The organism is Paenimyroides ceti (assembly GCF_030409925.1).
Map to the genome: position 1 here is coordinate 1 of NZ_JAUFQU010000097.1, position 12,019 is coordinate 12,019.

The 12,019-nt window shown below is 35.3% G+C and carries 9 protein-coding genes and 4 pseudogenes; 12 read left to right on the forward strand and 1 reads right to left on the reverse strand.

Going from position 1 to position 12,019, the window contains the following annotated elements; translation table 11 throughout:
* The 12 genes and pseudogenes from QW060_RS27870 to QW060_RS27925 all read left to right on the forward strand — a co-directional run.
* A partial coding sequence (locus QW060_RS27870; RefSeq protein ID WP_290365702.1) for a LysM peptidoglycan-binding domain-containing protein occupies positions 1 to 1,172 on the forward strand: 1,172 nt, incomplete at its 5' end.
* Between the two features lie 5 nt (positions 1,173 to 1,177).
* On the forward strand, positions 1,178 to 1,621 hold the full coding sequence (locus tag QW060_RS27875) for a hypothetical protein (RefSeq protein ID WP_290365703.1): 444 nt from the start codon (positions 1,178 to 1,180) through the stop codon (positions 1,619 to 1,621).
* A gap of 79 nt (positions 1,622 to 1,700) precedes the next feature.
* Positions 1,701 to 2,102, forward strand: coding sequence for an OsmC family protein (locus QW060_RS27880; protein WP_290363091.1), 402 nt, complete (start codon positions 1,701 to 1,703; stop codon positions 2,100 to 2,102).
* A 46-nt stretch (positions 2,103 to 2,148) separates the two neighbouring features.
* Positions 2,149 to 2,333 (forward strand): annotated as a pseudogene (locus tag QW060_RS27885) (DUF3820 family protein).
* A gap of 109 nt (positions 2,334 to 2,442) precedes the next feature.
* Positions 2,443 to 4,058 (forward strand): annotated as a pseudogene (locus tag QW060_RS27890) (CTP synthase).
* 43 nt (positions 4,059 to 4,101) lie between these two features.
* Positions 4,102 to 5,982 (forward strand): membrane protein insertase YidC, encoded by a 1,881-nt coding sequence (yidC, locus tag QW060_RS27895; RefSeq protein WP_290363088.1) that lies wholly within the window; start codon positions 4,102 to 4,104, stop codon positions 5,980 to 5,982.
* A 146-nt stretch (positions 5,983 to 6,128) separates the two neighbouring features.
* Positions 6,129 to 6,770 (forward strand): toxin-antitoxin system YwqK family antitoxin, encoded by a 642-nt coding sequence (locus QW060_RS27900; RefSeq protein ID WP_290365704.1) that lies wholly within the window; start codon positions 6,129 to 6,131, stop codon positions 6,768 to 6,770.
* Between the two features lie 66 nt (positions 6,771 to 6,836).
* The gene (gene mnmA, locus QW060_RS27905; protein WP_290363086.1) at positions 6,837 to 8,039 is read left to right on the forward strand and encodes a tRNA 2-thiouridine(34) synthase MnmA; all 1,203 of its coding nucleotides are present in this window, start codon (positions 6,837 to 6,839) and stop codon (positions 8,037 to 8,039) included.
* A 569-nt stretch (positions 8,040 to 8,608) separates the two neighbouring features.
* Positions 8,609 to 9,342, forward strand: a pseudogene (locus tag QW060_RS27910) (S8 family serine peptidase); the annotation flags it as partial.
* A gap of 72 nt (positions 9,343 to 9,414) precedes the next feature.
* Positions 9,415 to 9,648, forward strand: coding sequence for a T9SS type A sorting domain-containing protein (locus QW060_RS27915; RefSeq protein ID WP_290365706.1), 234 nt, complete (start codon positions 9,415 to 9,417; stop codon positions 9,646 to 9,648).
* Positions 9,649 to 9,693: 45 nt separating this feature from the next.
* Positions 9,694 to 10,631, forward strand: a pseudogene (locus QW060_RS27920) (NAD(P)H-dependent flavin oxidoreductase).
* A 179-nt stretch (positions 10,632 to 10,810) separates the two neighbouring features.
* The gene (locus tag QW060_RS27925) at positions 10,811 to 11,737 is read left to right on the forward strand and encodes an AraC family transcriptional regulator (RefSeq protein ID WP_290365705.1); all 927 of its coding nucleotides are present in this window, start codon (positions 10,811 to 10,813) and stop codon (positions 11,735 to 11,737) included.
* Here the strand turns inward: QW060_RS27925 and QW060_RS27930 are convergent.
* Entirely contained in the window at positions 11,694 to 11,993 is a 300-nt protein-coding gene (locus QW060_RS27930) for a DUF983 domain-containing protein (RefSeq protein ID WP_290365707.1), read from the reverse strand. The two genes, QW060_RS27925 and QW060_RS27930, sit on opposite strands and share 44 nt — an antisense overlap.
* Positions 11,994 to 12,019 lie beyond the last annotated feature (26 nt).

Consider the following 12,019-nt stretch of genomic DNA (forward strand, 5'->3'; position numbering starts at 1 on the left):
GGAAATACCATGTTGCAACACGAGGTACTGGCAAAAGAAACCCTGTATGGTATTTCCAAAAAATAAATATTGCCATTGAACAGCTTTATAATCTAAATCCCGGATTAAGAGAAAATGGATTGCAAATAGGGCAGTTGTTAAATCTTTCAAAAAAGACAGAAACACCTAAGAAAACTCCTGCTGCTACAAATATTTCAACTGACAGTTTTCGTCTCATTGATGTAAAACCCGGAGAAACTATCTATGGCATTGCAGTAAAAAATCAAGTAACTGTTTCAGAGATTTATGAGTTAAATCCTGAACTGGCTTCAGGCGGGATTAAAGAAAACCAGAAAATAAAAATTCCGGTTTCTGGTAATCTGATGACAGAACCTTCTAAAACAAATGATAAAAAGCAAACTTCTAAAGCAGCCAATGCGAAAACCATTATAGTAGAACCTAAAGAAACGGTTTATAATATTTCTAAAAAATACGGTATTTCTCAGGAACAGCTTTTGCAGTGGAACCCTGAATTGAAAGATGGTTTGCGAATAGGAATGGAACTCATCGTAGGAAAACCCACCATCAAAAAATTTGATCTTGTAAAAGACGAACCGGTAATTACAGGAAAAACAGATAATATTAAAATAGCAGGCTTTAGAAATGATAAAGATATAAAAGAGCTTGTATTGCTTTTGCCGTTTAATTTAGATAAAAACAATCCGGATAATAAAACAGAAATCAATAAAATACTTAATAACGATGTGTTTTTAAATATGACGTTAGACTTTTATTCCGGAGCACTTATCGCAATTGATTCTGCAAGAGCAATGAATCTTCCGTTGGAAGTGAAAATATTTGATTCAAAAGAGTCTAATCGTTCAATGAATGTGGCACAGTTAAAGCAGCAATTCGATTTTTCGAATACAGATGTGGTCATCGGACCCTTTTTTCAAGCCAATGTAGATGCTATTTCTGAAGAGTTTAAAGACACCCCTACACTTATCGTTTCTCCTTTGTCTACAGACAAGGGAAAACCATATCCGAATCAGGTACATACCATGCCAAACACCGATATCGTTCGGAATGAAATGATGGAGTATTTACGGGCTCAAAATGGAAACATAATTGCTGTTTTAACCCAAAAGCGGCAAGTTCGAGAAACTTTTTTGAAAGCAATTTCAAAGAAGTAAAGTTATTGGATGCAGCAGCTAACGGTGCAGTTACAAAAAGCCAAATAGAAGGCATGCTTGATAAAACAGGGGTAAACTATGTTATTCTGGAGTCAACAGCCTTACAAACAGCTATTGATTTGGTCAACGCCTTAAACAGTTTAAAAAACACTTATAGTATTCGTTTGGCAGTACTTGAAAAGCATGATGTATTAGATTCTACCGAAATAAATATTCAGACATTGGCAGATTTGCAAATGTTATTCCCGTCAGTCACCAGAGAGAATGACAATGCGAAATCAGATCGTTTTGCTGCAGCCTATGAGCAAGCAAATGGCAGTACACCCAATCGGTTTGTGACAAGAGGGTTTGATGTTACTTTTGATGTAATCAAGCGTATGTTTCAGTCTGAAGATGCAAATATATTTGATTATGGGACAGAGCAGGTAGAAAAAAATTTACCTATGTAAACGAAAACGGAGGAATTTACAATAATGCAGTTTACATTATGTATTACGATAAAAATCTAACGATAAAAGAAGCAAAATAATGTTGTCAAAAGTTATCTATTTAGGAGAGTTAAGAACACAATCTGTTCATTTGGCCTCTGGTTCGGAAATTATTAGTGATGCACCTGTTGATAACAATGGCAAAGGAGAAGCTTTCTCTCCAACCGATCTGTTAGCAAATTCACTGGCTACGTGTATGTTTACCATTATGGGAATCAAGGCAGCGGGTATGGCGATTGCTTTAGAAGGATCAACAGCAGAGGTGATCAAAGAGATGCAGTCAGAGCCTCGGAAAATAAGCAAAATTAAAATTGTTTTTCAGATGAATACACAGCTGGATGAGAAACAACAAACAATACTGGAACGGGTAGCCCTTAGTTGTCCTGTTTATTTAAGTTTGCATCCGGATATCGAAAAAGATATTACTTTTAACTGGAAATAGTTTGGAAGATCAACAAAAGCAACTCATTGAGCTGGCTCATACCAAAATGCCTTTCGGAAATACGAAGGGCGTTTTCTTATTGATTTACCTGAGCACTACATCGTCTGGTATCATCAAAAGGGATTTCCTAAAGGCAAAATAGGAAATCAGCTGCAACTTATATATGAGTTAAAGCTAAATGGCTTGGAATATTTGATCCGTACGATTAAAGAAAAATATCCAAAACCTTAAATAAGCCCTAATCTTTTAAAATCTGTACTTTCTGCTTTAGAAACACAAATTATAATTGTATTTTTGCCAAGTTTAAATAATTGCAACAACACAACACACTATACAATCAATGAAACAAACAAAATATATTTTTGTTACGGGCGGTGTTACTTCTTCTTTAGGGAAAGGAATCATTGCAGCTTCTTTAGCAAAATTATTACAGGCGAGAGGGTATCGTACCACAATTCAGAAATTTGATCCCTATATCAATGTTGATCCGGGAACCCTTAATCCTTATGAACATGGAGAATGTTTTGTTACCAATGACGGAGCGGAAACGGATCTCGATCTTGGACATTACGAACGTTTTTTAAATGTACCTACATCTCAGGCAAATAATGTAACTACAGGAAGAGTATATTTATCTGTAATTGAAAAAGAAAGAAGAGGAGAGTTTTTAGGTAAAACCGTTCAGGTGGTACCTCATATTACCAATGAAATCAAAGAACGTATGCAATTGTTGGGTAATACCGGCGATTATGATATTGTGATTACAGAAATAGGAGGTACAGTTGGTGATATAGAATCGTTGCCTTATATAGAATCAGTGCGACAGTTATTATGGGATTTAGGAGACAATAATGCCATTGTAATACATTTGACATTAGTACCTTTTCTGGCTGCAGCGGGAGAATTAAAAACAAAACCGACCCAGCACTCTGTTAAAACGTTAATGGAAAGCGGAATAAAAGCCGATATATTAGTCTGTAGAACAGAACATGAGCTGTCAACTGAAATACGTCAGAAATTAGCGGCTTTCTGTAATGTAAAACCTGAAGCTGTAATCCAGTCCATAGATGCTTCTACTATTTATGAAGTTCCTAATAATATGTTAGAAGAAGGCTTAGATAAAGTAGCTCTTAAAAAACTGGATCTGCCTGAAAAATCATTACCGGATTTAGTAAAATGGAACGACTTTTTACATCGTTTAAAAAACCCTAAGCACACGGTAAACATTGGATTAGTAGGTAAATATGTAGAATTGCAGGACTCTTACAAATCGATACTGGAAGCATTTATCCATGCTGGTGCAGAAAACTATACGAAAGTAAATGTAGTAAGTATACATTCAGAATACCTTACCATGAAGAACGCAGAAGAGAAATTGCAAAATCTTGATGCTATCCTTGTTGCTCCGGGGTTTGGTGCTCGTGGTATAGAAGGTAAAATAGAAACGGTGCGTTACGCCAGAGAAATAAAATTCCGTTTATGGGAATTTGTTTGGGAATGCAGATGGCAGTAATCGAATATGCCCGAAATGTTCTGAAACTTGAAAACGCTAATTCTACAGAAATAAATGATAATACACCTCATCCGGTCATTACATTTATGGAAGAGCAGAAAACAATTACCGATAAAGGAGGAACCATGCGTTTAGGAGGATGGGATTGTGAAATTAAAAAAGGTACCAGAGCATACGATATATATAAAAGTACCTTGATTAATGAACGCCATCGTCACCGCTATGAATTCAACTCTTACTATCAGGAAGATTTAGAGAAAGCAGGACTTATCGCATCGGGTATCAATCCTGAAACAAAATTAGTAGAGATTATTGAACTCAAAGACCATCCGTTTTTCGTAGCAGTTCAATACCATCCGGAATATAAAAGTACTGTTGCCAATCCACACCCGCTTTTTGTGAGTCTGATTAAGGCAGCTGTTGAAAAAAAAATAAAGGCATAATAAAAACAAAGCCTTTCATTTCTAAAAATTAAGTAAAATCATAATGGGAGAAAAAAAATTAGACAAAAGTAGTTTAATTGGAATGGGAGTTATCGCTGCTCTTTTATTTTGGATGATGTACAGTAGCAAAAGTACAGATACATCAAAAGAAACAGAAGAAAAAGCAAAAACCGAAACTGCTGCTACCAACAAAACATCAGATATTGATCATCTGGTAAAAAACGCGAATGACACTGCTGTTAATCCGCAATTAAAAGCAGCTCTCGGGGCTTTTGCTTACAGTGCTACATTGCCATCTGTGAAAGGTAAGGATGTTAAAGTTACGAATGATTTAATCACGATAACTTTCTCGAATAAAGGTGGTTATATAAAAGAAATTGAAGTCAATAACGTAAAGAGAATTTCAAAACATTCAGATGAATTGGTAAAAATCATCAAGGACAACAATTCTAAATTAAACCTTCAGTTTCAGTCAAAAGACAACCGTGTATATAATACCAATGATTTGTATTTTGAACCTACTTTGGCAAAAGAAGGAGAAAATCAGATCGTTTCCATGAAATTGAAAACTTCAGAAACGGCTTATCTGGAATACCGATATGTAATCAAGCCAAAAGAATATATGCTTGATTTCAGCATCAGAACGGTTGGTTTATCAAATATCGTTGACGGTTCTAAAACTGCAGAGCTGGAGTGGCAGTTAAAAGCCTACAGAAATGAGAAAAGTATCTCTTACGAAAACCGTTATGTAGAAATTGCATATGAGCATGATTCCGGAAAAGATGATTATCTGAGTGCTACAAGCAAATTTGAGGAAAAAACCATTTCAGAGGTATCCTATGTTGCTTTTAAACAACATTTTTTCTCTTCCATATTATTGACAGATACTCCTTTTAAAACAACAAGCTTAAAATCTCAGAATCTGGTTTCGGATGAAAAATTAGATACGGTTTTTACAAAAGATTTCAATGCTAAAATGCCTTTAGAATTCAAAGGAGGCGAATTGAGCTATAATATGAATTTATACTTCGGGCCTTCAGATTATGATATCCTTAAAGGCTATAAAAGAAATCTGGAGCAAACCATGCCTTTGGGGTGGGGAATCTTCGGATGGATAAATAAATTTCTCTTCATTCCTGTATTCGGGTTTTTAGTAAAATTCATCCCTCATGGTATCGCTATTATTGTTCTTACCATACTCGTACGCCTTGTAATGTCGCCTATTACATATAAATCGTATGTTTCTCAGGCAAAAATGAAAGTGATTCGTCCTGAAGTAGCAGAAATCAATGAGAAATTCAAGAACGATCCGATGAAGAAACAGCAGGAAACAATGAAATTGTATTCCAAAGCTGGAGTGAACCCAATGGCGGGTTGTATTCCGGGCTTATTACAGATTCCTATTTTCTACGCCTTGTTTCAGTTTTTCCCTTCAGCATTTGATTTACGTCAGAAATCATTCTTGTGGGCAGATGACTTATCGTCTTATGACAATGTACTGAACCTTCCTTTCTATATTCCTTTTTATGGAAACCACGTAAGTTTATTTCCGATTCTGGCATCTATTGCTATTTTCTTCTATATGAAAATGACAACAGGTGATCAGGCGCAAATGACTACACCACAGGAGGGTATGCCGGATATGAGCAAGATCATGAAAATCATGATTTATATCTCTCCGCTTATGATGTTGTTTTTCTTTAATAATTATGCTTCAGGTTTATCATTATACTATTTTATTTCCAACCTGATTACCATTGGAATTATGTATGTGATCAAAAATAAAATTGTAAAAGAAGATAAAATCAAAGCCAAAATTGAAGAGAATAAGACCAAAGAGCGTCCAAAAAGCAAATTTCAACGCAAGATGGAAGAAATGATGGAGCAGGCACAGCAACAAAAAGCAAATCAAAATAAAAAATAATTTGTATTTATTTACTAATTTTAGCAACCCGGATAATTTATTCGGGTTGTTTTTTTAGCAATATGAAGATATCGGCTTGCAAAGAAAATACAATAATATAAATAATAACAGCGTTTTATACAACAACATTTATAACAGAGAACAGCATGAAAAAAATCATCAATTCAATTTTGGTAATGGCTTTCTTTATCTCAGTAACCGCATCGGCTCAGGAAAACCGCAAAAATGCTCAGGGACAGAGAGAAGGAAAATGGACAGGATATTATGAAGGAACCAATAACCTGAAGTATGAAGGAACTTTTTCCAATGGAGTAGAACAGGGAGAGTTTATATTTTATGCAGATGAACCCGGAAAGGTAATTATTGCAACAAGAAATTTTTCGCAGGGCAACGGAAATGCTTATACAGTTTTTTACGATGGTAAGGGAAAAAAGATGACGGAAGGGAATTTTCTCAACAAAAAGAAAGATGGAAAGTGGATTACCTATCATCAGGGAGGTAAAAACATAATGAGCGAAGAATACTATGTAAATGGAGAACTTCATGGTTTGAAAAAAGTATTTTATCCCGACGGTAAAATGTCAGAAGAAATCAATTATCAAAACGGTATTCAAAACGGATATTCATACCAATATGCTGAAAATGGTGTAAAACTCCGTGAAGAATTCTATGTAAACGGTGCACAGCATGGTAAAGCAATTTACAGAGACGGTAGTGGAAAAGTGGTTTCTGAAGGTGAGTATGACAATGGTAAAAAATTGGTCCTTGGGCAAAAAACAAGCTGTTAAAGCTTCTGTAAAAAAATAAATTTCTGATTTATAAAATCGTAACTTTGCATTTCAGATTAAAATGAAATGAAAAAAAGAGTAGTAGTAGGTCTTTCCGGAGGGGTAGATTCAAGTGTAGCTGCCTACCTTCTTAAAGAACAAGGATATGAAGTTATTGGACTTTTTATGAAAAACTGGCACGATGATTCGGTCACTATTTCAAATGAATGTCCATGGCTTGAAGATAGCAATGATGCCTTAATGGTTGCTGATAAATTAGGAATACCTTTTCAAACAGTTGACTTAAGTGAACAATACAAAGAACGTATTGTTGACTATATGTTCAACGAATATGAAAACGGACGTACGCCAAATCCGGATGTATTGTGTAACAGAGAGATCAAATTTGATGTCTTTATGAAAATTGCTGTAGAGCTTGGGGCAGATTATGTGGCAACAGGACATTATTGCCGTAAGGAAGTAATACAGGTTACAGAAAACGGAGAAACAAAAGAAATACACAGACTTTTGGCGGGTGTTGACAATAATAAAGATCAATCATACTTTCTGTGTCAGTTGTCTCAGGAGCAACTTGCAAAGGCTTTATTTCCGATCGGTCATCTGACCAAACCTGAAGTTCGTGAAATTGCTGCTGCCAATGATTTGATCACAGCGGATAAAAAAGACTCACAAGGGTTATGTTTTATCGGAAAAGTGCGTTTGCCTGAGTTTTTACAACAACAGCTCAAACCTAAAAAGGGAATTATTTATGAAGTTTCAAAAGAAAGTGCTTTATACCATAATGAACCTGTAACGTATCCGACAAAAGAAGCGGAACTTATCGCTGCTTCAGCATCTGTAAAATATACATCTGATGATGCAAAAAAAGTAGCTGAACACAATGGCGCTCATTATTACACTATCGGACAGCGAAAAGGACTTAATGTAGGTGGAACTGTAGAACCGTTGTTTATCATAGCAACTGATGTAGAAACCAATGCTATTTACACAGGACAGGGAAGTGAACATCCCGGATTGTTTAAAAAAGCTTTGCATGTAAAGCCGCATGAAATTCATTGGATAAGAGAAGATATGGCATTGAAAGACGGAGATACTCTGGAAGTCAAAGCCAGAATACGTTACCGCCAACCTTTACAAAACGCAGTTTTGCATAAATTTGAAAGCGGTATGTATGTTGCTTTTGAAGAACCGCAGTCCGCCATTACAGAAGGACAATTTGTATCATGGCATTTAGGAGAAGAATTAGTTGGTTCGGGAGTAATTTCATAGATTAGTGCTTTCTAATTTTTGAAAATATGAAACGATACTGCTTAGCCATCATATTATTACTATCTAATATAACCTATGCCCAGGATCTGGAAGATGCCTGGGTATATTTTTTAGATAAACCCCAAAGTTCATTTTATCTTCAAAATCCGGATCAGATGTTGTCTCCGAGAGCCATACAAAGAAGAGTTCAGCAAAACATTTCTTACGATATAAAAGATGTTCCTGTAGATGCGGCTTATCTTTCACAGATACAAGCGGCTTCCGGAATTGAGGTAAAAGCAACGTCTAAATGGCACAATGCAGTTCATATAAGGGGAACACTTGAAAACATACAGCAGCTTGGAAATTTTTCATTTGTTTCGACAATTGTTTATGCCAACCATAGTTGGAATAATCAGCAAAATACCGCTGTACTTTCAACTATAAAAAATGAAAAAAAGAAAGGAAAAAACCTGCAACAGCCACAGATAAATTATAATTACGGCAATTCATTTCTACAGTCTGAAATGCTAAACGTACCTTTTCTACATTCCAATAATTTTACAGGAGAAAATAAAGTTATAGCGATTATGGATTCCGGTTTTCTGGGGGTAAATACTACTGCACCTTTTCAATATATACAAAACCAAAATTTAATTGCGGGTACTTATGATTTTGTACACAGAACAGAAAACGTATATACCTCACATAATCATGGCACCATGGTACTTTCTGCAATTGCAGGTATGGCAGAAAACCAGCTCATAGGTACGGCTCCGAATGCTCTGTTTTATTTATTCATTACAGAAGATATTGAGTCTGAAAATCCCGTAGAGGAGAGTTACTGGGTCGAAGCTTTGGAAAAGGCAGATAGTCTTGGAGTTGATATTGTGAATACTTCTTTGGGCTATTTTTCGTATGATAATCCCTCTTATTCTTATAATAATAATCAAATCAACGGAACTTCTTTTTCATCCGTGGCTGCAGACATAGCATTCTCTAAAGGAATGATTTGTGTCGTTTCAGCCGGAAATTCTGGAAATACAGCAAATCCGACAATAGGCGTTCCTTCAGATGCAACAACAGCATTAGCCATCGGATCTGTTGACAATACCGAACAGAGAAGTTCATTCAGCTCTATTGGGCCAACATCTGACGGTCGAATAAAGCCGGATCTTATGGCAATGGGAACTGCTACTATAGTTGCGAATCAAACCGGAACAATAAGTCGGGTAACGGAACTTCTTTTTCAGCACCTATTGTTTCCGGAGCCATAGCCTCATTATGGAGTGCTTTTCCTGAAATGACCAACGAGGAAATCATTAATATTGTAAAAGCTTCTGCTGATAGATATGCAAATCCGGATAATTATTATGGCTATGGAATACCTGATTTTATGCAGGCTTATCATCAGGTATTGAGTGTTAAGAAACAAAAAGAAAGTGTCTTCTGCCTGTATCCGAATCCTTTTTCAGAAGCATTATTTTTTTCCTGTGAAAAAGAAGTAGGAAATACTATATTTGAAATGTATAATTTGCAGGGACAAAAAGTATATGAAAATACTCAATGGATACCCGATACCGCTCTGAATTTGTCTTTTTTAGAGAAAGGAATTTATTGGTATGTTTGAAGAACGCGACTGCAATACAACAAGGAAAATTAATTAAACAATAAAATGAACAGAATAACCCGATTATTTAATATAAAATATCCTGTTATACAAGGAGGAATGATATGGAACAGCGGCTACAAACTGGCATCAGCAGTAAGTAATGCCGGAGGTTTAGGACTCATAGGTGCCGGCTCTATGTATCCGGATGTATTAAGAGAGCACATTCAGAAATGCAAAAAAGCAACGGACAAGCCTTTTGGAGTAAATGTGCCGATGTTATACCCCAATGTAGAAGAAATCATGCAAATCATCATCGATGAAGGGGTAAAAATTGTATTTACTTCTGCTGGCAATCCTAAAACATGGACGTCTTATCTTAAAGAAAAAGGCATTACAGTAGTACATGTAGTAAGTTCTACAAAATTTGCTCTTAAAGCCCAGGAAGCAGGTGTTGATGCTGTAGTAGCAGAAGGATTTGAAGCCGGAGGACATAACGGTAGGGAAGAATCAACAACCCTGACATTAATTCCGATGGTAAAACAGCAAATCAGTATTCCTTTAATAGCAGCAGGAGGCATTGCCACAGGAAGAGGAATGCATGCAGCAATGATTTTAGGAGCAGATGCAGTACAAATGGGAACCCGCTTTGCCATGACTACAGAAAGTTCATCCCACAACAACTTTAAACAAATGCTTGCCGAATTGGGAGAAGGAGATACTCACCTAACCTTAAAAGAGCTGGCGCCAGTTCGTCTGATAAAAAATAAGTTTTATAACGATATTCAGGAAGCCTATGCAAAAGGAGCAACGGTGGAAGATCTAAAAGCAGTCTTAGGTAGAGCACGTGCAAAAAGGGGATGTTTGAAGGTGATCTTATAGAAGGTGAACTTGAAATAGGACAAATAGCAGGATTACTCACAGAAATAAAATCAGTACACGAAGTAGTTGATGATATCATAAAGGAATTTAAGGAATCAATAGCTACACCAATCAGTTATTAAAAGAAAAAAGGTATTGCTAATTTTTTATAAGTAGCAATACCTTCCAAAAAAAAATAACTATGAAATACAAAATTTAATTAATTGCTTAATAAATTTGTTATTCAAAATTACTGATTATCAACGTTGTTAAGTGTTAATAAAATCTAATATAACAAATGTTTAACTTTATTTAAAGTTTCATGAAAGAAATCCAATTATTGAAAATAGATGATATGAATCAGCATAAGAACAGTTCTAATTTTTATGTGAATACCATTCAAAATCATCTCATCAATAATCATCAAAGAATTGAAAAGCCGCACAAACATAACTTCTATGCCGTTTTTTTATTTACAAAAGGATCCGGAACACATGAAATAGATTTTACCACTTATGAAGTCAAGCCGGGTGCCATCTTCTTTTTATATCCGGGTCAGACCCATGGTTGGCATCTTTCGGATGACATTGAAGGTTATCTGTTTTTTCATACTAAAGAATTTTACGAAATGGGATATGTAAATAACACTTTGTATGAATATCCGTTCTTTAAATCAAATGCTTCTAATAAATGTTTTTATCTGGATCAGATGTTTACTTCAAAGCTCATGCATGATATAGAAAACATTTATAATGAATATCTGCAGAACAACTGGAAAAAAACTCAGTTGATATTGAGTTATCTCACTCAAATCTATATTTTACTCAACCGGCAGATAGAAAGCAATAGCCTGATAGATCATAATAGCCTGAGGCATTATCAAAACCAGTTCAACACCTTTGAACATTTGGTTGACAAGTATTACAAAGAAATCAAATCCGCCAGTGAATATGCTGAAAAACTCAACATCACTCAAAAACATTTAAACCGTATTGTAAAATCCATTACGGATAAAACCACAACAAACATCATTATTGAACGTAATATTCTTGAAGCTAAAAGAAACTTGATTTACACCAATAAAACATTCAATCAGATTGCTCAGGATCTGGGCTATACTGATTATTCCTATTTAACAAACTGTTTAAAAAATACACAGGAGAGACTCCGACCGAATTCATCAAACGCTATAAAAAATAATCAGATTATTCTTGCTCATCTTTATCATAAAATAAATTCAACCACATAAGCCTTGATATTTTATAATTAAAGGTTGAAAGCAATAAAATAGTGATGACAACTAATATAAACATGGTCATAAATGACCAGCCAAACAACAGTCCTAAAACGAATACGGCTACCATCTCGGCAACGGTTAAAGCATAGCTCATATACATAGCTCCAAAATAAAAACCGGTCTCTCTGTGGAATGAATAGCCGCAATTGTCACATTTCATTTTCATCTTAGGCATTTTAAATAACAATGGATTACCATTAGAAGATATAGAGAGCGTACAATCTCTCTCAACAA

Bases quoted from the DNA above. Each gene is read 5' to 3' on its own strand.
- mnmA (WP_290363086.1), top strand. From the start codon at position 6,837: ATGAAAAAAAGAGTAGTAGTAGGTCTTTCCGGAGGGGTAGATTCAAGT.
- yidC (WP_290363088.1), top strand. From the start codon at position 4,102: ATGGGAGAAAAAAAATTAGACAAAAGTAGTTTAATTGGAATGGGAGTT.
- QW060_RS27915 (WP_290365706.1), top strand. From the start codon at position 9,415: ATGCAGGCTTATCATCAGGTATTGAGTGTTAAGAAACAAAAAGAAAGT.
- QW060_RS27900 (WP_290365704.1), top strand. From the start codon at position 6,129: ATGAAAAAAATCATCAATTCAATTTTGGTAATGGCTTTCTTTATCTCA.
- QW060_RS27880 (WP_290363091.1), top strand. From the start codon at position 1,701: ATGTTGTCAAAAGTTATCTATTTAGGAGAGTTAAGAACACAATCTGTT.
- QW060_RS27925 (WP_290365705.1), top strand. From the start codon at position 10,811: ATGAAAGAAATCCAATTATTGAAAATAGATGATATGAATCAGCATAAG.